This is a genomic window from Pectobacterium atrosepticum (genome assembly GCF_000740965.1).
In the GTDB taxonomy this organism is placed as follows: Bacteria; Pseudomonadota; Gammaproteobacteria; order Enterobacterales; family Enterobacteriaceae; genus Pectobacterium; species Pectobacterium atrosepticum.
In genome coordinates, this window is record NZ_CP009125.1 from 4777794 (window position 1) to 4798637 (window position 20844).

At 51.5% G+C, this 20844-nt stretch carries 19 protein-coding genes; 7 read left to right on the plus strand and 12 right to left on the minus strand.

Annotation, left to right across the window (positions count from 1 at the left end):
* Positions 1 to 46: 46 nt before the first annotated feature.
* The 3 genes from GZ59_RS21285 to GZ59_RS21295 all read left to right on the plus strand — a co-directional run bounded on the left by GZ59_RS21285 (position 47) and on the right by GZ59_RS21295 (position 6339).
* Positions 47 to 1717, plus strand: coding sequence for a methyl-accepting chemotaxis protein (locus tag GZ59_RS21285; RefSeq protein WP_039294315.1), 1671 nt, complete (start codon positions 47 to 49; stop codon positions 1715 to 1717).
* A 709-nt stretch (positions 1718 to 2426) separates the two neighbouring features.
* Positions 2427 to 4097, plus strand: a complete 1671-nt coding sequence (locus GZ59_RS21290) for a methyl-accepting chemotaxis protein (protein ID WP_039294317.1) — start codon at positions 2427 to 2429, stop codon at positions 4095 to 4097.
* A 595-nt stretch (positions 4098 to 4692) separates the two neighbouring features.
* Positions 4693 to 6339, plus strand: a complete 1647-nt coding sequence (locus GZ59_RS21295) for a methyl-accepting chemotaxis protein (protein ID WP_039294320.1) — start codon at positions 4693 to 4695, stop codon at positions 6337 to 6339.
* Between the two features lie 422 nt (positions 6340 to 6761).
* Here the strand turns inward: GZ59_RS21295 and GZ59_RS21300 are convergent, their stop codons facing one another.
* The 6 genes from GZ59_RS21300 to GZ59_RS21325 form a co-directional block, all read right to left on the minus strand.
* Positions 6762 to 7952 (minus strand): aminotransferase-like domain-containing protein, encoded by a 1191-nt coding sequence (locus tag GZ59_RS21300; protein ID WP_039294322.1) that lies wholly within the window; start codon positions 7950 to 7952, stop codon positions 6762 to 6764.
* 29 nt (positions 7953 to 7981) lie between these two features.
* A complete protein-coding gene (gene livF / locus GZ59_RS21305) occupies positions 7982 to 8683 on the minus strand; it encodes a high-affinity branched-chain amino acid ABC transporter ATP-binding protein LivF (protein ID WP_011095801.1) in 702 nt (233 codons plus the stop codon).
* Positions 8684 to 8688: 5 nt separating this feature from the next.
* Positions 8689 to 9459 carry a high-affinity branched-chain amino acid ABC transporter ATP-binding protein LivG gene (livG, locus tag GZ59_RS21310; protein WP_011095802.1) on the minus strand — a complete coding sequence of 257 codons (771 nt, stop codon included), beginning with the start codon at positions 9457 to 9459 and terminating at the stop codon, positions 8689 to 8691.
* Positions 9456 to 10730: a high-affinity branched-chain amino acid ABC transporter permease LivM gene (locus tag GZ59_RS21315; protein WP_011095803.1), complete on the minus strand. Its 1275-nt coding sequence runs from the start codon at positions 10728 to 10730 to the stop codon at positions 9456 to 9458. The genes livG and GZ59_RS21315 overlap by 4 nt, the downstream gene beginning before the upstream one ends.
* Positions 10727 to 11653 carry a high-affinity branched-chain amino acid ABC transporter permease LivH gene (livH, locus tag GZ59_RS21320; RefSeq protein ID WP_011095804.1) on the minus strand — a complete coding sequence of 309 codons (927 nt, stop codon included), beginning with the start codon at positions 11651 to 11653 and terminating at the stop codon, positions 10727 to 10729. Before livH ends, GZ59_RS21315 begins: the two co-directional genes overlap by 4 nt.
* A gap of 156 nt (positions 11654 to 11809) precedes the next feature.
* Positions 11810 to 12922, minus strand: a complete 1113-nt coding sequence (locus tag GZ59_RS21325) for a branched-chain amino acid ABC transporter substrate-binding protein (protein WP_039294324.1) — start codon at positions 12920 to 12922, stop codon at positions 11810 to 11812.
* 404 nt (positions 12923 to 13326) lie between these two features.
* Here GZ59_RS21325 and panM point away from each other — a divergent pair, with 404 nt between their 5' ends.
* Entirely contained in the window at positions 13327 to 13773 is a 447-nt protein-coding gene (gene panM / locus GZ59_RS21330; RefSeq protein ID WP_011095806.1) for an aspartate 1-decarboxylase autocleavage activator PanM, read from the plus strand.
* An 89-nt stretch (positions 13774 to 13862) separates the two neighbouring features.
* Here the strand turns inward: panM and rpoH are convergent, their stop codons facing one another.
* From rpoH to ftsY, 4 genes are all read right to left on the minus strand, one after another.
* Positions 13863 to 14720, minus strand: a complete 858-nt coding sequence (gene rpoH, locus GZ59_RS21335; protein ID WP_011095807.1) for an RNA polymerase sigma factor RpoH — start codon at positions 14718 to 14720, stop codon at positions 13863 to 13865.
* A 331-nt stretch (positions 14721 to 15051) separates the two neighbouring features.
* Positions 15052 to 16020, minus strand: a complete 969-nt coding sequence (ftsX, locus tag GZ59_RS21340; RefSeq protein WP_011095808.1) for a permease-like cell division protein FtsX — start codon at positions 16018 to 16020, stop codon at positions 15052 to 15054.
* Positions 16010 to 16681 carry a cell division ATP-binding protein FtsE gene (gene ftsE / locus GZ59_RS21345; RefSeq protein WP_039294328.1) on the minus strand — a complete coding sequence of 224 codons (672 nt, stop codon included), beginning with the start codon at positions 16679 to 16681 and terminating at the stop codon, positions 16010 to 16012. The genes ftsX and ftsE overlap by 11 nt, the downstream gene beginning before the upstream one ends.
* 5 nt (positions 16682 to 16686) lie before the next feature.
* Positions 16687 to 18084, minus strand: coding sequence for a signal recognition particle-docking protein FtsY (gene ftsY / locus GZ59_RS21350; protein WP_039294331.1), 1398 nt, complete (start codon positions 18082 to 18084; stop codon positions 16687 to 16689).
* Between the two features lie 349 nt (positions 18085 to 18433).
* Here ftsY and rsmD point away from each other — a divergent pair, with 349 nt between their 5' ends.
* Both rsmD and GZ59_RS21360 read left to right on the plus strand, forming a co-directional pair.
* The gene (gene rsmD, locus GZ59_RS21355) at positions 18434 to 19009 is read left to right on the plus strand and encodes a 16S rRNA (guanine(966)-N(2))-methyltransferase (RefSeq protein WP_010306568.1); all 576 of its coding nucleotides are present in this window, start codon (positions 18434 to 18436) and stop codon (positions 19007 to 19009) included.
* Positions 19010 to 19038: 29 nt separating this feature from the next.
* Complete coding sequence (locus GZ59_RS21360) at positions 19039 to 19314, plus strand: DUF1145 family protein (protein ID WP_162014384.1); 276 nt, start codon at positions 19039 to 19041, stop codon at positions 19312 to 19314.
* A 3-nt stretch (positions 19315 to 19317) separates the two neighbouring features.
* Here GZ59_RS21360 and GZ59_RS21365 read toward each other — a convergent pair whose 3' ends face one another.
* Both GZ59_RS21365 and GZ59_RS21370 read right to left on the minus strand, forming a co-directional pair.
* A complete protein-coding gene (locus GZ59_RS21365; RefSeq protein ID WP_039294334.1) occupies positions 19318 to 19677 on the minus strand; it encodes a DUF2500 domain-containing protein in 360 nt (119 codons plus the stop codon).
* Positions 19677 to 19997 carry a DUF1820 family protein gene (locus GZ59_RS21370; protein WP_011095813.1) on the minus strand — a complete coding sequence of 107 codons (321 nt, stop codon included), beginning with the start codon at positions 19995 to 19997 and terminating at the stop codon, positions 19677 to 19679. Before GZ59_RS21370 ends, GZ59_RS21365 begins: the two co-directional genes overlap by 1 nt.
* Before the next feature lie 181 nt (positions 19998 to 20178).
* On the opposite strand from GZ59_RS21370, the gene GZ59_RS21375 reads away from it, so the two are divergent.
* Entirely contained in the window at positions 20179 to 20808 is a 630-nt protein-coding gene (locus GZ59_RS21375; RefSeq protein WP_011095814.1) for a lysoplasmalogenase, read from the plus strand.
* Positions 20809 to 20844 lie beyond the last annotated feature (36 nt).

Below are 20844 nucleotides of genomic sequence, written 5' to 3' on the forward strand. Positions count from 1 at the left end.
ATCAGCTTAATAACAATAAATATTGTCAATAAGTCATGAGGATAACATGCAGCGTACAAAAAAAATGAAACTGGGTACCCAGGTTGGTTCAAGGTTTGCCATTGTTATTATTATCGGCCTATTGGTGGCCATCTTCGGTAGAACGCATCTGGTTGGCCTCGGGAATACGACTGACAACCTTGCCAAAAACCATCTTGCCAATCTTATCGTGCTGCAAGAATTGAAAGACAACCTGAACGTGACGATCAAAGCCACTTTGCGCATGCTTATCACAACGGAAAAAAAGGTTCTGGAGGACAATCAAAAACTGATTGAAACCACGAGCGCCAGAAACGCAAAGCTAGTCACTCAACTGGAAGAAAATTTACAAGCAAAAGAGGTTCGCAATATTCTGGGTGAACTTCAGCAAAATCGTACTGAATTTGCCACCGTGGGCCGTCAGTCCGTTGCCCTGTCGCTCAACAATAAACAGGCAGAATCCATCGAGTTAGTCAGAACCCAGCTTGAGCCGATACAAACCAAGCTTTTTAACAACCTGAACACGATGATTCAGTTGCAGAAAGACTACACCACGCAAACCGCAACCAATGCGATTGAAGAGTCCTACTATGATGGCAATTCACTGCTGATACTGGCTGGCATCGCCTCATTGATCGGTGTGTGCATCGCCTGGCTGATTACTCGTCACATCAAGAAGCAATTGGGTGGTGAACCCGCCTATGCCACGCAGGTAACGCAGGAAATCGCGCAGGGCAATCTCGCTATACCGATTGAACTGGCGGCAGGCGACACGAGCAGCCTGTTGTCTGCGATGAATCACATGCGCAAAAGTCTGGGTGGTATTGTTGAGCAGGTGCGTGAAAGCAGTGAATCTATCGCGACCGGTGCAGGCCAGATCGCCGCAGGCAGCACCGATCTCAGCCAGCGTACGGAAGAACAGGCGGCTAACCTGCAACAAACCGCAGCCTCCATGGAAGAAATGAGCCAAACCGTACGCCAGAACTCAGATACCGTACGTAACGCCGCTCAGCTGGCACAGGCCGCGAGCAATACCGCCGCTAAAAGCGGTGAAGCTGTCAGCAATATCGTTGTCACCATGAAAGAGATCAGCGATAGCTCGCACAAAATTGGCGACATCATCAGCGTTATCGACGGTATCGCCTTCCAGACCAACATTCTGGCGCTCAACGCCGCAGTAGAAGCCGCACGAGCAGGTGAGCAAGGCCGTGGTTTTGCCGTGGTAGCAGGTGAAGTTCGCTCGCTGGCACAGCGCTCCGCAACTGCCGCCAAAGAGATTAAAGAGCTGATCGGCCACAGCGTTGAGAAAGTCGAGGTGGGTTCCGTACTGGTCAGCGATGCGGGAACGACAATCGAAGAATTGGTACGTCAGGCGCGCCACGTTGCCGATCTGATCAACGAAATTGGCGTCACCACACAGGAGCAAGAATCCGGCGTTTCGCAGATTCATGATGCCATCACTCAGCTCGATCAGGTCACACAGCAGAATGCGGCACTTGTTGAGCAATCCACATCCGCCGCCGATAGTCTGAGCGATCAGGCTGCTCATCTGGTAGAACTGATGAAAGTCTTCATTGTTGAAAGCGGGTCGTCACAGCGCACCGCGCCAGAGTTGAAAAGACCCTCCAGTGCAAAGCTTTCTCTCGCAAGCCCTAAAGGCAGAACAAAAAGCGACAGCCAAAACTGGGAAACCTTTTAACGATTAGTAGTAAAAAGAAACGTAAAACCGCTGATCGCTCAGCGGTTTTTTTATTCATTTCTAACCTGAACTCTTCACATCAGCGTTCAGTACTTTTCCGCCACGCGTTGAAGAAACTGGCTACTATTTTCAATAGGAAGAGGCAATTAATAAAAATTAATAATTGGCTTTATATTAATAGAGATTGAATAAAATCAATAAAAAACCAAAACAATGTCAGTCTGCGATTATAAAACCATCAAATATATGATGGTAAAAACATCATCTTGTTCAAAAAAAGCAATGAATAAAAAACAAACACTTCTTTATGGTTGAATAAATAGGCAAAAAATCATAGCTGCAACGTTTATTAGCATGACTGTCAATTTAGCATTACAGCAGGGCATCAGTTTATTCCCTTCTTAATCCATAGAGATATTGCGGCTTTTACCGCCGCCTCTTATACTCCTGCGCCATCGTTTCTCTCTTATTACTCGATGCTCCTCCGCACCAGACACGGCCATCACTTAGCGAAGTGCATGACAGGTACCAGTAAACGCGGAATACGTTTATAGCCTAAAGGAAATGGGCAATGATTGAAGGAAAGGATTTACCTAAAATCGTAACGCCACGGTATTCGCAAAATAAATACGTTTTCGCAACGTCGATTTCACATAAATAGCATGCCAGTACTCACCATATTCGTTCTCAACGTATAATTAGGGACACAATGAATCTCATCAAAAATAGCAGCCTGGGTAAAATGCTAGGGACTGGCTTTACTCTGGTCATCGCCATCGGTTTTCTGGTAGCGATATTTGGTCGTATCCAGTTAGACAAGCTCGGGGAAAACATCCAGGTGCTGTCGCAGGTCCGTATTACCAACCTCCTGATGATGCAAGAGTTTAAAGACAACATAAACACCAACGCGATCGCCGTCAGAAACCTGACGATGCAGGAAGACGATCGGCTAGTGCAGGAAGAGAAAACGCGTATCGAGGAGATGATCTCCCGCAATAACGCGTTACTCTCGAAAATACATGACAGTACCGCCGAGAAACATGCTCAGGAATTGGTCGCCGAACTCCAGCGCGTACGCCCGGCCTATAGCAGCAGCATGGCAAACGCCATCACGCTGGCAATGGCGAACAAGAACAGTGAAGCTCAAAATCTGTTATTAACAGACGTGCGGGCTAAGCAAGATGCTGTTTTCAAGGCCCTGAATGATATGGTCAACTGGCAAGAGAAGCTCACCGTTGAAATCGCCGACCAGTCTTTAAAAAACGCCACTAACGCGGGCTCGCTGATGGTCATCATCGCCCTGCTTTCTGTGGCGCTGGGAGCGATGATCTCATGGTGGATCACCCGAACTATTAAACGTCAGCTCGGGGGAGAACCCGCCTACACGCTGGAAGTGACACGTCAGGTTGCACAGGGGAATCTGGCCGTTACGATTGAACTGCGCGACGGAGACACCACCAGCGTACTCGCAGCGATGGAAGATATGCGTCAAAACCTGAGTAACCTTGTCGGTCAGGTGCATCAGAGTAGCGAATCGATCGCCACAGGCGCGACACAGATTGCGATGGGCAACACCGATCTGAGCCAACGTACAGAAGAACAGGCCGCGAATCTTCAGGAAACCGCCGCCTCTATGGAACAAATGAATACCACGGTGAAGCAGAATGCGGCAACCGTGCGCACCGCAACGGAGTTAGCCCATTCCGCCAGCACCACGGCGCAGAAAGGCGGCGATGCGGTCAGTAACGTTGTGCGTACCATGGAAGATATCACCGCCAGTTCGCGTAAGATCGGCGATATTATCGGTGTCATTGACGGCATTGCCTTTCAGACTAACATTCTGGCGCTCAACGCCGCCGTTGAAGCGGCCAGAGCTGGCGAACAAGGTCGTGGCTTTGCCGTGGTCGCGGGCGAAGTACGCTCTCTGGCACAGCGCTCCGCCTCTGCCGCACGTGAAATCAAAGATCTGATTAGCGTGAGCGTCGCCAACGTGGAAATGGGTGAGAAGCAGGTTAACGACGCGGGTATCACCATCAAAGAAATCGTCGAGAAGTCTCAGCACGTTGCTAACCTGCTCAATGAGATCGGTTTGACCACGCACGAGCAAGAACAGGGCGTTGCTCAAGTCAATGATGCTGTGAATCAGCTCGATCAGGTGACCCAACAGAACGCCGCACTGGTTGAAGAATCCGCCTCCGCCGCCGATAGCCTGAGCCAACAGGCCAGAACGCTGCTGGAATTAATGGGTGTTTTCAAACTCAACGGTATCCAGACTAAAGCGCCACGGCTGACGTCACAAGTGAAGCAGCCGACAGCGCCAAGGCTGGCTCTGGCAGGCAAATCAGGCCGCACAAGCAGTGATAATTGGGAAACCTTTTAACGAGCGTGACCGATCGATAGCATCCTTCGGTCTCTTACCGTAAAAAAAGCCGCTGAATTCTCAGCGGCTTTTTTATGATATCGGGGTAGAAAAAAATAAATAACAAGGTTAAAAAATCGACATTAATTAATAAATGTCACAATTGAAAATAATAAATTACAAAAAAATAAACGATAAGAAAAGGATCTAATCCTTATTGGGTACTTCTCTATTGATTAATATTTATTACCCATCTTAGTTGCTATAAGAAAATAATATTAATCACCCGGGCAATGAATAAATTAAGGGATTTTGTTACGTTTATTCCGCCATCAATATACTACGTTATTGTCTACACTTCATTTGTCATTCCCTTGGCCTGTAAATATTCTCAACAGGTATTCCCGATAGGTATGAAAGCGACGACCATTCCCTTCGCCAAGGCAGCGATTGGAGCATAAACGTCGCCAGCATTCCTGTATCGGAGAAACACTGGGAGATAAGCGGAATGATGAAAGCAATGGAGTTCGTGGGGGAAATCGCGTCTGTACATCACCCCTAACATAAAATAACGACACCTGCCGTGTCAGACTTCAATAAATAAAAAAGGAATATCATGAAGAATATGAGTTTGGGAAAAATGTTAGGAACAGGCTTTACGCTAATTATCGTTATTGGATTCTTAGTCGCCATATTGGGCCGCGTTCAGTTAGAAAAACTTGGGGGAAACATTCAGATTCTGTCACAGATGCGTATTACCAATCTTCTGCTCATGCAGGAAGTTAAAGACAACGTCAACATAGCGGCACGCTCTATCAGAAATATTGCACTTCTGACCGACCAACAACAAATGAAGGTGGAAAAAGATCGCATTGAGCAAACCATCGCACGTAATAGCGATTTGCTCGTGCAAATACGTAAAAATGCAGTAAATGACGAGGCTAAAACGTTGCTCGCCACGCTGGATCAGGCTCGCCCGGCCTATACCAACAGCATGAAAAAAGCCATCGACCTGGCTATGTCCAACGAACACGACGCATTTCGCAATTTTCTGCTGACGGAAGTGCGTACCACGCAAGCAAGCGTATTCGACATTCTGGATAAAATGGTTGGAATGCAAAAACAACTGACCGTCACGCTCGCCAATGAATCCGAGAATAATGCGTTACACGCTGGCACCCTAATGTTGATCATCGCGTTGTGTTCTGCCCTGTTGGGAGGCGTTGTTGCCTGGTGGATCACCCGGAAAATCAAACGCCAACTGGGTGGAGAACCCGCTTATACGCTGGAGATTACCCGTCAAGTTGCACAAGGGAATCTTGCCATCGCCATTGAACGGCGCGATGGAGACACCACCAGCGTTCTCGCTGCAATGGAGGAAATGCGCCAAAGCCTGAGCAATATCGTCGGACAAGTCCATCAAAGCAGCGAATCTATCGCCACGGGAGCCAACCAGATTGCGATGGGCAACACCGATCTCAGTCAGCGCACGGAAGAACAGGCCGCCAACCTTCAGGAAACCGCTGCCTCTATGGAAGAGATGAACACCACGGTTAAGCAGAATGCCGATACCGTGCGCACCGCTGCACAGCTCGCCAACTCGGCCAGTGCCGCAGCCCGTAAAGGAGGCGATGTCGTCAGCAACGTTGTGCGGACCATGGAAGAGATCACCGCGAGTTCACGTAAAATCGGCGATATTATCGGCGTAATAGACGGTATTGCTTTCCAGACCAATATTCTGGCACTCAACGCCGCCGTCGAAGCCGCACGAGCAGGGGAACAGGGACGCGGGTTCGCGGTCGTTGCCGGAGAAGTTCGCTCACTCGCTCAACGTTCCGCTTCTGCTGCGCGTGAAATCAAAGACCTGATTGGCATCAGCGTAGGAAAAGTGGAAACGGGTGGTCTGTTGGTTAACGAAGCAGGGGTGACCATAGCAGAAGTCGTGGATCAGTCGCAGCGCGTCGCCAACCTTATCAATGAGATCGGCCTGACCACGCATGAGCAGGAACAGGGCGTTTCCCAGGTCAATGATGCGGTGAATCAGCTCGATCAGGTAACCCAACAAAATGCCGCACTGGTTGAAGAATCCGCCTCTGCCGCAGACAGCCTGAGCCAACAGGCCAGAAATCTGGTTGAGTTGATGGGCGTGTTCAAAATCGACGGTATCCAGACACAACGAGCCGCACCGCCAGTGGCTACGCTGTCTAGACCGAAATTAGCGTTAGCTGGTAATTCGAGTAACACAAACTGGGAAACCTTTTAACCCACGTCACTTTTCGGTACAACTGGTAAAAAGCCGCCCTCCAGGGCGGCTTTTGGCTAAACTTTTTTACCCAACGGCATCAATTGAATCGTCGCCATCAGTGCCGCGGTAAAAAACATGACTATTGATAACAAATCAGGGGCATAGAACCACGATGTGTACGCGATGTGTACCTCTGAGTTATTTAAAGCACATAAAACTGCATGAATTAAATGTATTCCCATTGAGAGCTCCTTTTAAAAAATGGAAGCGGTCGAATCTGTAGCCGCAAATTCATTTTACGCCCATGAGGAAGGGGGGGCGAAATCGCACACCTTTGCTCCCATACAACGTCTCAATGACCAAGAACCGTTGCCTACATACAAAAAAGCCGCTGAAATATCAGCGGCTTTTTACATCAACGGGTTGCTTGCTATCGGCGATTACAACGCACGGCGTAGGCGAGCGACTGCTTCATGCATTTGCTCATCCGTTGCGGTCGCAAAGGACAGACGCAGCGTTGAGTAGTCGATGTTGTCTGGGAAGAAGAATTCGCCCGGCACAAAGACAACGCCTTGTTCCAGCGTCTTTTTCAGCCATTCCGTCGTGTTGAAATCGTCCTGACGGAACTTCGCCCACAGGAACATCCCACCTTTCGGCTGGTTAAAGGTGATCACATCACCCAGTTCCTTCTCGACCAGCTGTGCCAGCAGTTCGCCTTTATGCTTATAAGCGTGGCGAATTTTCTCGATCTGCGTCTCCAAACGTCCCAGCCCCAGATAGCATTCTGCGACGGTCTGCGACAGTGCGCTAGCGTGCAGGTCAGCGGCCTGTTTGATAATCGCCACCTTGTGCAACAGCCAATCCGGCAGAATCGCCCAACCAAGACGCAGACCCGGAGCCAACACTTTCGAGAACGTGGAGGTATACAGCACGTATTCCGTGCTGCCCAGTTTATCCTGCGCCAGCTGGAACAGCGTCGGGTTACGCTCATCAGTGAAACGCAATTCGCCATAGGGATCGTCTTCGATAATGACAAAACCGTAGCGCTCCGCCAGTTGAACCAATTGCAGGCGACGTTCATAACTCAGCGTAACACCGCTCGGATTACCGAAATTCGGGACAATATAAACGCCCTTGATGCGCTGTTTCTTCAGCAGCTCTTCCAGCTCATCAACCACAATGCCGTTGGCATCGGACGATACAGACATCACATTCGCCTGCGCCAGTTCCAGCGTTTGCAGCGCTGCCAGATAAGTCGGGCGTTCAACGACGAACACATCACCGGGATCGATCATCGAGCGCATAATCAAGTCCAGCGCCTGCTGCGAACCTGCCGTCACGACAATGTCGTCGCCGCGTGTTTTTACGCCACGCACAGCACACAGCTCAGCAATGCGATCGCGCAACACGCCACTGCCTTCGGTTAAGCCATACTGGAATGCCGTTTTTGGCTGTTCGGTAATTGCTAACTGCGTGGCCTGACTTAAGCCTTCGAAATCAAACAATGCATCTGACGGAATCCCACCAGCCAGCGAGATAATATTTTCCATCTTGCTGTGTTTCAGCAGTTCACGGATGGCGGAACTTTTTAACTGAGCGATGCGGTGCGCTAACAACCCTTCAATGGCCATGTATTCTTAACCTTTCAACAAAACTTCAATTATCCGCCCAGATAGGCCGAACGTACCGCTTCATTAGCTAACAATGCCGCACCGGTATCTTCCAACACGATATGACCATTTTCAAGTACATAACCCCGGTCAGCCAGTTTCAGCGCCTGATTGGCATTTTGCTCTACCAGGAAGATGGTCATCCCCTCTTCGCGCAATTGCTGGATCGTATCAAAAATTTGCAGAATGATAATCGGTGCCAGCCCCAGCGACGGCTCGTCCAGCAGCAGCAAACGCGGCTGGCTCATCAGCGCACGGCCTATCGCCAGCATCTGCTGCTCACCGCCGGACATGGTGCCGGAACGCTGGGCGCGTCGCTCATGCAGACGAGGGAACAGATCGTAGACGCGCGCAATGCGCTCCTGATACTGATCGCGCTCGGCAAAGAACCCACCCATCGCCAAATTTTCTTCTACCGTCATACGGGAAAAGACGCGACGGCCTTCCGGCACAATCGCGATAGCTTCGCGCATAATCTGCGCCGTCTGCCAGTGAGTGATGTCCTTACCGTCAAACGTAATGGAACCTTCCGACGCGCGCGGATCGCCGCACAGCGTGCCCAGCAGCGTCGTTTTACCGGCACCGTTCGCACCGATCAACGTGACAATCTCGCCCTGATTAATATGCAGGCTAACCTGATGCAGCGCCTGAATTTTTCCGTAGTGGGCGGAAACCTGATGTAATGACAGCATAAACGTTATCCTTCACCCAGATATGCACGAATGACATCTGGGTTGTTACGAATTTCAGCTGGAGTGCCTTGTGCCAGCGGCGTTCCCTGATTGACGACATAAATCCGGTCAGAAATCCCCATTACCAGCTTCATATCATGTTCAATCAACAACACGGACACCTGATGGCTATCGCGCAGTTCCGCAATCAGCTGATTTAACTCGTCCGTTTCTTTCGGGTTCAAACCTGCCGCCGGCTCATCGAGCATCAACAGCTCAGGTCGCGTCACCATGCAGCGGGCAATTTCCAGACGGCGCTGCTGACCGTAAGCCAGATTCCCCGCCTGACGGTTCGCTAAATCCAGCAGGCCGATACGCTCCAGCCACACCGCGGCACGCGCTTGCGCATCCGCTTCCGCACGACGAAAGCCCGGCGTTTTCAACAGCCCGGCAAACACGCCGCTTTTCAGGTGTTGATGCTGCGCGACCAGCAGGTTCTCGATCACCGTCATTTCACGGAAGAGGCGAACGTGCTGGAACGTGCGCACCACGCCCATGCGGGCAATGGCCTGTCCGGGTAACCCTTCCAGATGACGATCGCGCAGCATGATGGTGCCACCACTCGGGCGATAAAAACCGGTCAGGCAGTTAAAGACCGTCGTTTTCCCCGCCCCATTCGGGCCGATCAGCGAGACAATTTCGCCAGCATGAATGTCCATTTCAACATTGTTGACCGCCAGCAGGCCGCCAAAACGCATCATCAGACCTCTGACTGATAATAGTGGCTGCGTGCTCATGCTTGATCTTCCTTCTTCGCGACTTTCAGCTTCATCTCAGGACGCTTCATCGGCAGCAGGCCTTGCGGACGCCAAATCATCATCAGAACCATCAATGCACCCAGCAACAGCATGCTGTATTCATTCAGGTCGCGCATCAGTTCGCGGGACACCACCAACAGGATCGCGGCGAGGATGACCGCAAACTGCGAGCCCATTCCGCCCAACACAACAATAGCCAACACAAAGGCAGACTCAGCAAACGTGAACGATTCCGGACTAACAAATCCCTGACGCGCGGCAAACAGCGTACCGGCAAACCCAGCAAACGCGGCGCTGATGGTAAAGGCGGTCAGCTTGATGCGCGTTGGGCTCAGGCCCAGAGAACGACAGGCGATTTCGTCATCACGCAGCGCTTCCCAGGCGCGTCCCAGCGGCATCCGCAGCAGGCGGTTAATCACAAACAGGGTTAATATGACCAACAGCAGCGCGACCAGATACAGGAAGATAATGCGGTCGCTGGGGTCGTATTGCAGACCGAAGAAATTATGGAACGTATCCCAACCGCCATCGCGGGCGTTGCGGCCAAACTCCAGACCAAAGAAGGTCGGTTTAGGGATCTGGCTGATGCCGTTCGGACCACCGGTAATTTCGGTATTATTCAACAGCAGGATACGGACAATTTCGCCGAACCCAAGCGTCACAATCGCCAGATAATCACCGCGCAAACGCAGCACAGGGAACCCTAGCAGGAAGCCAGACAGCGCCGCCGCCATGCCCGCCAGCGGCAAACTTTCCCAGAAGCCCAATCCGTAATAGTGATTCAGCAGTGCATAGGTATACGCGCCAATGGCGTAAAACCCGCCGTAGCCCAAGACCAGCAGACCAGACAGGCCAACCACAACGTTCAAACCCAAGCCCAGCATCACGTAAATCAGCGTGAGGGTGGCGATATCTACCGTACCGCGCGAGACCAGAAACGGCCAAGCGATAGCAGCGATAATCAACGCCGCCGCGACTATCTTCTGTCGTGCCGTACTGCCATCAAAACTCGGCAGCACCAGTGACGGTGCGGAAAATTTCTTGATGCTTTGTTGGAAAAAGGGGCGAATCAACTGGAAGAAGAACACCACGATGCAGCCCGCACCAATCCAATACCAGCGAACTTCACCGGCACCGTGCACTACCAGTTTGGTGCCATCCAGCGACAGTTGCATGCCCATTAAAAACGAGGCCAGCACCAGCAGCATGAACGCGGAAACCAACGCATTAAGCAGGTTGAGCTGTTTCATACTTTCTCAACCTCCGGGCGACCCAGAATGCCGGTTGGCATCACCAGCAGCACCACAATCAGCAGCGCAAATGACACCGCATCTTTGTATTCCGTGCTCAGGTAAGCGGACGTCAGCGCTTCGGCTACACCCAAGACCAGCCCGCCGATCATCGCGCCAGGAATACTGCCAATCCCGCCCAGAACGGCAGCCGTAAAGGCTTTCATCCCAGCCATGAAGCCGATATAGGGGTTGATTACGCCGTAAAATTGTCCCAACAGCACGCCTGCAACAGCAGCCATAAGCGCACCAATGACGAATGTCAGTGAGATAACGCGATCGGTGCTGATACCCAGCAGGCTTGCCATTTTCAGGTCTTCAGCACAGGCGCGGCAGGCGCGTCCCATACGGGAATAGCGAATAAATAGCGTCAGCGCCAGCATGGCAAGGAACGTAACAATCCAGATGGTCAACTGCATGGTGCTAATGGTGGCCGCAAAGCCATTGCTTTCGCCCAACACCCACTGGCCGGTCACCAGACTCGGCAGCGCAACATCACGCGAGCCCTGATTCAGGCTGACGTAGTTTTGCAGGAAAATCGACATCCCGATGGCAGAAATCAGTGCAATCAGACGTTTTGACGTTCGCACGGGGCGGTAGGCTACCCGTTCGATACTCCAGCCGTAGGCGCTGGAAATCACCACCGCAGCAACGAAGGCGACACTAATCAGGAGCCAGCCAGCATCGATGCCCATCATCATCAGGGCCGCAATAACAATAAAGGAGACATAGCTACCGATCATATAAACCTCGCCGTGCGCGAAGTTAATCATGCCGATAATGCCGTAAACCATGGTGTAGCCAATGGCGATCAGCGCATAGGTGCTGCCCAACGTTAGGCCGTTGAACATCTGCTGAAGAAAGTAGAGGAACTGCTCGGACATACCTTAACCTTAAATGCCGCCCCCGCGCCTTGCGGCAACGGGGGCTTCGGTATTGAGGGATAGTAGTGGTACACACTCAGAAAGCGGAAAATGTTCTCCACGCCGAAGGGGCAGGCAGCGGTACATTCACCCGCTTCTGCCTCCCCTGCATGATGATTATTTCACTGCGCTGGAAGTACCGTCTTTGTGCCACTCAAATACGCCAAATTCAAACCCTTTCAGGTCGCCTTTTGCATCCCAGCTTAATGGTCCCATTACGGTATCCACAGATTTCGCTTTCAGATCCGCGACCAGTTTTTCCGGCTCATCGCTACCAGTACGTGTCATCGCGGTGGTCAGTGATTGCAGCGCAGCGTAGGTCGTCCAGACGAACGGGCCTGTTGGGTCCAGTTTCTTGGCCTTCAGCGCATCTACAATCGGTTGGTTAGCAGGAACCTGATCGTAACGCTTAGGCAGCGTCACCAGCATGCCTTCAGAGGCATCGCCTGCGATGTTAGACAGCGAAGAGTTACCCACGCCTTCCGGGCCCATGAATTTGGTTGTCATACCAGCCTGACGAGCCTGACGCAGAATCTGTCCCATTTCTGGGTAGTAGCCGCCGAAATAAACGAAATCGACGTTCTCTTTCTTCAGACGCGCAACCAGCGTAGAGAAATCTTTATCACCCGCCGTCACACCTTCAAACAGCACAACATTCGCACCGGCTTTTTTCAGGCTATCCTGAACAGAGCGGGCCAGACCTTCACCATATTGCTGCTTGTCATGAACCACGGCGATACGCTGAGGTTTGATGGTTTCGACAATGTATTTTGCTGAGGTTGGCCCCTGATCGGAATCCAGCCCCGTCGTGCGCATCACCATTTTATAGCCGCGCGTGGTCAAATCGGCATTGGTTGCCGCAGGCGTAATCATGATCACGCCTTCTTCTTCATAGATATCAGACGCAGGCTGCGTGGAGGAGGAACACAGATGGCCAATCACATAACGGATACCGTCATTGATGACTTTGTTCGCTACGGCAACCGCCTGCTTAGGGTCGCACGCGTCATCATATTCAACGCCAACCAGTTTGTTGCCGTTTACGCCGCCTTTTGCGTTGATATCGGCAATAGCCTGACGCGCGCCAATGAACTCCATATCTCCATATTGCGCAACGGGCCCAGACATTGCGCCAACAACCGCAACCTTAATATCGGCAGCGTTGACCGCATGGCTGAACGCCGCAGCCATACAACCCATCAGCAATACTTTACCTTTACTGAATTTCATTTTTTTTACCCCATCTGTCATTATGGATATTGCCGAAAACCTGACCGCCTTCTGCCATAACCTGCTATTTTCTTATAAGTAAGAAAGGCTTAGGTTATTATTAGTAATGTTTTCTAATAAGGCTTTATTTTTCATATTATTAAACAGGAGTTTTATGCTGCAAATCAACTCACCTTGTCAGAAACAAGCGGAGCAAACAGCACAAAACACCAGATGTAAAAACCAGCATTCAATTTATATATAGTCAGATATTCTACTTTATGCATTAATTGTTGATGGATTACTCGAAAAACAAAGAATGAGAAAAACATTTGCTCTATTAACCATAACGCTCAAATTACACAACCGTTCCACTACAAGACAACTACATTATTCTTCACTCACATGATGGAGTGCCGATAAAAATGAAACTAACCATTGAATGCCTCACCCAGTTCAGCCCTCAGGATAAAATTGATCTGGCGAAAATTTGGCCGCATCAGAACATTGATTTACTCGAAGAAGGGCTCACGCTCGATCAGCGGCTATTCGCCGCCCGTTTTAACGATCGACTGTTAGGTGGTGTGCTGGTCGAAATTGAAGGGGAATATGCGGAACTGAGCGATCTGATGGTGCGAGAAGTCACGCGGCGACGTGGCGTAGGGCAACTTTTGATTGATGAAGCACGTCGTCAGCTTCCTGAGGTTAAAGAATGGTGGCTGGCAACGGCCGATCATGCTTCGATCAAAGAGGAAGTGCTGGCGCGATTTATGGTGTCTTGCGGCTTCTCACCCGTATCCGGCGGCTGGCGCTATATTCGCAGAAAAGAAACGCCGCTGATTCTTGACGAACTCAACCCAGAGAAACCATAAACACATCTCTACGGCCTGACATTCACGTTGGATAAAAACAAAACGACCGGGCATTACCCGGTCGCTACAGAAAGAGACGATGAGAGCGATTACGCTTCTATCGCCGCTCGCAGTTTTTTCATCGCATTCTTTTCTAACTGACGTACACGCTCTGCGGAAACACCGTATTGGTCGGCCAGTTCCTGCAAGGTGGATTTGTTGTCATCATCCAGCCAGCGGGCGCGAATAATGTGCTGGCTACGTTCATCCAGCCCTTCCAGCGCGTAGGTGAGCTTATCGGCCGCATGCGTATCCCAGTTGTCCTCTTCAATGCCATCGGCAAAGTCAGACGATTTATCCTGTAGGTAAAGCATTGGCGACATCGCTTTGCCGTCGTGCGAGTCCTCTTCCGGCGTCGGATCGAAGGTCATGTCCTGCGCCGCCATGCGGGATTCCATCTCGCGCACGTCTTTGGTGGTCACACCAAGTTCACGCGCTACCAGTTCGACTTCATCCTGGTTAAACCAGCCGAGGCGTGTTTTCGCCTTCCGCAGGTTAAAGAACAACTTACGCTGTGCTTTAGTGGTGGCTACCTTCACGATACGCCAGTTACGCAGCACGTATTCATGAATTTCTGCCTTGATCCAATGCACGGCGAAAGAAACCAGACGCACGCCAACTTCAGGGTTGAAGCGACGTACCGCTTTCATCAGGCCGATGTTCCCTTCCTGAATCAGGTCCGCCTGCGGCAGGCCGTAGCCGGAATAGTTACGGGCAACGTGAATAACAAAACGCAGGTGTGAAAGAATCAGGTGCTTAGCAGCCTCCAGATCGCCCTGATAATGCAGTCGTTCAGCCAGCGCCCGCTCTTCCTCCGCCGTCAGCATCGGATAGGCATTGGCGGCACGAATATACCCTTCCAGACTGCCCTGGGGAACTAAGGTGAAAGTTTGCATATCTTTGGTCATTCAACCCTCTCTGTTACTCTACTCGTCATATTGCAGTCAGCTATCTTAGCACTGCTTCGCCGCATCGTTTTGCGCGAAAATGGCAAAATGCGGCACCTTTAAGCGTATTTATTGAAACCTTAAAATCTGTTTATTCAGACTGTGATTTCGCTCGCAAGTTCCTATCATTTTATTCACCTGATGCCAGAGATCAAGCAGGAGACGAACAAGACGTTAACGCACAAGAAACCAAGGGAAAAACACAGCGGAAAGTGCAAATAAGAGATGTCGCTGAGGAGGTTTCCCCTGCAATACGGTCTGAATTACAGGGGATAATTATACCAGAAAACGCTTACTGTGGTGTAAAACGGCGTAAATGTTGCACTGTTGCCAGCCAGGCGGCCAGCCAGCCAATCATGCCAGCGATGAGCAGTAGCAGCAGGGACTCGTCCCAGCTCAACCCTTTGACGGCAAACGTCGTACCGAAAACAGCAGCAACCTGTGCCACCACCGCATCCAGCTTCCAAACCAGCGCCTGCGATAAAATCAGCGACAGCACCGCACCGCCCACGCCCATTGCCGCTCCGCCATTCAGGAACGGACGCAGAATAAAGCCGTCCGTCGCACCAATCAGCTTCATCACGTTGATGGTTTCACGGCGACTGAAAATACTCAGACGCACGCTGTTGCCGATCACCAAAAATACAGCAACGACCATCAGGACGCCAATCATCGCGGAAATTTGCCCAACCAGATTAGTTAGCGCCACCAGACGAGCAAACCAGCTGTCGTCCATTCGAACTTCATCCACGCCCTGCGTCGATGCCACGCGATCGCGCAACGTTGTCAGCGTGGTGGAATCCTGAAAACTCATTTTTGGCGTAATGATTGCCACCGCGGGTAACGGGTTTTCTTCCAGCATATCCAGCGCGCCGCCAAAACCGGACCAGTTGCGGAATTCGCCCATCGCTTCATTGCGCGACAGGTAATTAACTTTATCGACGCCATCTTCAGATTGAAGCTGCGTGATAACCGCCTGCGCCGCGTTGTCATCCAGCGATTTATCCAGATACACCGTCAGTTGAGGCGATGGATACCACTGTGTTGCAGCCTGACTGACGTTTTTCCACACCAGATAGCAGATGCTGGGCAGCGCCAGCGAGATAGCGATAACCATCACGGTCAGAAAGGTGGCCAGCGGCTGGCGCAGCATATCAGCCAGCGTATTTGTCCAGGCATAGCGCCATTGTTCCTGCCAACCGCCGCGCAGTGCTTTCGCTTTTGCGACAGGCTTTTTCGCATTACGGACGTTATTTGCCATCGTGGTTTCCCCCCACCATGCGGCCATCCGACAACGTCAGCACACGGTAATTACGGCGGGCGATCAGCCCGGTATCATGCGTCGCCATCAGGACAGTGACGCCGACGCGATTGAACTCTTCAAACAGGCGCAAAATGTCTTCTGACAACGCCTCGTCCAGATTGCCCGTCGGCTCATCCGCCAGCAACACGGCGGGTTTGTTAACCACAGCGCGTGCAATACCCACACGCTGTTGTTCACCACCGGACAGCTGGATAGGATAATTCTTCGCTTTATCCAGCAGGCCAACCTTGTCCAGCGCGGCCGATACCCGACGACGAATATCCTCACTGCTGGCGCCCGCGATAATGAGCGGCATCGCGACGTTGTCATAGACCGTGCGCTCCATCAACAGGTGGTGATCCTGAAAAATCATGCCGATCTGACGCCGTAAGAACGGGACTTCGCGTTTTTTCAGGCGGCTAATATTGTGACCGCCAAACAAAATCTGACCCGCGCTGGGACGTTCAATACCACAAATCAGTTTCAGCAGGGTGCTCTTCCCTGCGCCGGAATGGCCGGTCAGGAACGCCATTTCCGCTGGGCGCAGATGGAAATCCACCCCTTGCAATGCCTGACGCCCACCGAGGTAAGCTTTACTGACCTGTTCAAAACGAATCATCCGTTTTAATCCTCTCGGGCAAAAAGTGCCTCAATAAAATCGTCGGCCTTGAATGGCCGTAAATCTTCAATGCCTTCACCTACCCCAATATAGCGGATAGGAATAGCAAACTGGTCGGCAATGGCGAAAATCACCCCGCCTTTCGCGGTCCCGTCCAGCTTAGTCAAGGTAATGCCTGTCAGCCCGACTGCTTCATTAAACAGCTTGGCCTGACTCACTGCGTTCTGTCCGGTGCTCGCATCCAGCGTCAGCATCACTTCATGCGGCGCGTCTTCGTCCAGCTTCTTCATCACGCGCACAATCTTTTTCAGCTCTTCCATCAGGTACGCTTTGTTCTGCAAGCGACCGGCGGTATCCGCGATCAGGACATCCACGCCACGCGCTTTCGCTGCCTGAATTGCATCGAAAATCACCGATGCCGAATCCGCCCCTGTGTGCTGCGCTATCACCGGCACGTTATTGCGTTGTCCCCAGACCTGAAGCTGCTCGACTGCTGCTGCACGGAAGGTATCACCCGCCGCCAGCATTACAGATTTGCCCTGTGCCTGGAACTGGCGTGCCATTTTACCGATGGTGGTGGTTTTACCCACGCCATTAACACCAACCATCAGAATGACATACGGCGTTTTGCCTTCGATATTCAGCGGGGCGTCCACCTTAGCAAGAATCTCTGCCATTTCTTCTTTCAGCTTAACAAAAAGCGTATCAGCATCTTTCAGTTGGCGGCGACTGGCGTGCTCCGTCAGGCTGTCGATGATCTTACGGGTGGTCTCGACCCCGACATCCGCAATCAGCAGTTGCTCTTCCAGTTCATCAAACAGATCGTCGTCGATTTTCTTACCGCGAAACAATCCGATAAATCCGGAACCGAGATTCTCACGCGTTTTTACTAGACTGCGCTTCAAGCGAGCGAAGAAACCTTCTTTCATCGGGCGTTCTTGCTCTTGCACAACGACTGGAACGTCGTCCAGTTGCTCATTTTCCTGTTCTTCTTGCTGCGCGTCATCCAGCGCCTCGTCAACCACCGTCGCGTTCTCTGCGATCTCGACCTGCACGATCGGATCGGTGATATCCCGATCGAGTACGTCATGATCGATCGGGTCACGATCGTCTACCGCAACGGTAACCTCATGCTCGGCGACTGATGGAGCCAGTTCTTCCGCTTCAACCTTTATATTTTCTTCAGCTACTATCTTTTCTTCAACGACAGATTCTTCCGGCAGCGGTTGCGCTACGAGCTCCGGCGTAGGCTCAACGGTCTGGTGAGTCGATGCGGCGGCATCCGATTCAGCAGCGGGCGCATCGTCAACGACCGGCTTCTCCTGCGGCTGCTCTTGTTGTTTTTCTTCCTGTTTCCCAAGTCCCAGCCAGGAAAAAAAACCGCGCTTCTTTTCTTTTGACATGTGTAATCGCGCTCCACGCTGCTCACCGCAGCGAATCAATCAATGAAAATCATATTTAAACAACAAGTTTAACACTTTCCTGCCGACAGCAACACGCAGCCAACGGGAGCAATGACAGACAATTCTCCGTGCTAACGACAATCTTCGTAACGAAAGGCAATGTCCGTTACGAAGTGTGTCAAACGCCGCGCGTGATAGAAAGGCCGCAGACAGCACAAAATTTTGGCTTAAGCACTTTAACGTCCATCTTAACATTCCCTCTACACGCAACCGCCGCTAGAATAGCGCCAGAAATTTCCTGCCCGCATCCACACCATGATGATGCGGCACAACAATAACCCTGTGAGCTATGGCTAAAAAAAATGCATCGTCAGCCGCCGGACAAATCCGAATCATCGGTGGTCAATGGCGCGGCAGAAAACTTCCGGTTCCTGATAGCCCCGGTTTACGTCCCACTACCGATCGTGTACGTGAAACGTTATTTAACTGGCTCGCCCCCGTCATTCAGCAGGCTCGCTGTCTGGACTGCTTTGCTGGCAGCGGGGCGCTCGGTCTGGAAGCCTTATCTCGTTATGCTGCCCATGCCACATTATTGGAGATGGAGCGTGCAGTCGCCCAGCAATTAACGCAGAATTTGGCACTGCTTCGGGCGGAAAACGCCGAGGTGGTCAATACTGATGCCCTGAGTTGGCTGGCGAAGCCGGGCACGCCGTTTGACGTCGTGTTTCTCGATCCGCCGTTCCGCAAAGAGCTGCTGAATAACACGCTTGCTCTGCTGGAACAACAGGGCTGGCTGGCACCAGACGCGTGGATTTACGTGGAAACAGAAGCGGAAAATGCGCAGTTGACCATCCCGGAGAATTGGCAGTTGCACCGTGAAAAGATTGCGGGTCAGGTAGCCTACCGTTTGTACATCCGTCAGTGATCTTTGCAGCAACGTAAGGGTAAGAGATGATTTTGATTAACCTTGGCAGATTATTGATGCTGGGCGTGTGGGGATTTCTGTTGCTTAACCTGATTCAGCCGTTTCCCAAGCCGTTGAATATCTTCATGACCGTGGCGATGGTGTTTATGATCCTGATGCATGGTTTTCAACTGCTGCTGTTAAAATCCAGTCAGCCGAAGGACAGCCCACCGCTGGACCGGGCGCTTCAGGCGCGTATTTTCCTTTTTGGCGTGTTTGAACTACTGGCGTGGCAGAAAAAGCAACCGAAGCCACCGAAGCCGTAACCGCTACTTCTGCTGGGGCACAAAGCGAATAAAGCGCGTGCCCTTTAGCTGCAACGATCCCTGCATACCGGTATCAAGCTGGTGATAATCTGCGTTTTCGAGGCGTAGCGTGATAGTCGCGCTGCCAGCAATTGGCCTGAACGTGACTTCATACAGCATATCCTCCACGACCATCACCTGATGCTCACGCGCACGCCGACGAGTACGGGGAAATTCGCGTTTGTGTTTCACCTCTGCGGCCACAATACGCAGCGGAGCCGCATCATTCTGCGCTTCCCGATGACGTTGGCGTCGATACTGCCCCGCCGCCAGCACTAAAATAGCGCCAACGGCCAAAGCCAACAGCCAGGGAAAATCATGCATCAGGGTTTCTTGCCGGGAAGATAAGGGAACGCGGTAACGTTATCGCCTAAATCAGAAATACGGGCACTGCCTTTTTCCGTCACGGCATCAATACGAATAATCGCCTGTAGAGGGATAAAACTGCGGCTAACGCCGGAGAATTCCGTTTTCAGTTTCTCGGTTGACGGGTCAACCAATACCGTAGATTGGCTATCAAACACAAAATCGGCAATTTCAATAAAACCGAACAGATTACCCTGAACCAACTCACGCACGTAAAGCTGGTAATTCTTACCGTTATTTATAAATTGAATACGATAAAGTGCAGATTCATTACTCATTCAACACAATGCTCCCTTCAGAGACTTCACGGCGTGAAAACGGGCGATAACATAACATGAAGATCACGAAAGGCGCATCCGTCTCGCACCGTGTTGTTTAACTTCCTCACAATCCCCTACACTAAATAAAGAACGGTTTATTTTTATCCTGATACAAACAAAAACACAAAAAGGACACGCTATGCTTTGGTCATTTATTGCTGTGCTTTTTTCTGGTTGGTTGTACGTAGACGCCAGCTATCGTGGTCCAACGTGGCAGCGTTGGTTATTCAAACCGGTCACGATGCTACTGCTGCTAGCGCTAGCATGGCAGATGCCGCTGCTTGGCGTGCCAGGCTATCTGATTGTTCTGGGGTTACTGGCAACGCTGGTTGCAGACACGCTACTGTTGCTCCCGACTCAGCGCCTGCTTTACGCGTTCGGTGCCTATTTCATCTCCCATCTGCTGTACACCATTAGCTTTTTTACCGGACAAATCACGCTCACGTTCTTCTGGCCACTGGCACTAACGCTCGTCATTTTGGCCGCGATCCTGATCGCCATCATCTGGGGACGATTGGACGCACAGCGCTGGCCCGCCTGCGCGTTTATCATCATGACGACGCTGATGGTCTGGATTGCAGGTGAACGGTATTTTGCGCTGGGGACAAATGCGAACTTCTCCTTGCTGACGGGCACCGTACTGCTGTTTATCGCCCATGCAGCCTGGCTGATTCACCATTATCGTTTCCCGTTCCGCGCCCATCAGGCGATTGTGGCCGCGGGCTATTTTGGCGGTCATTTCCTGATCGTTCGCTCCCTGTATTTCTAACGCTCGCGACGCTCACGAAAGGCTGGCTAAGCATTG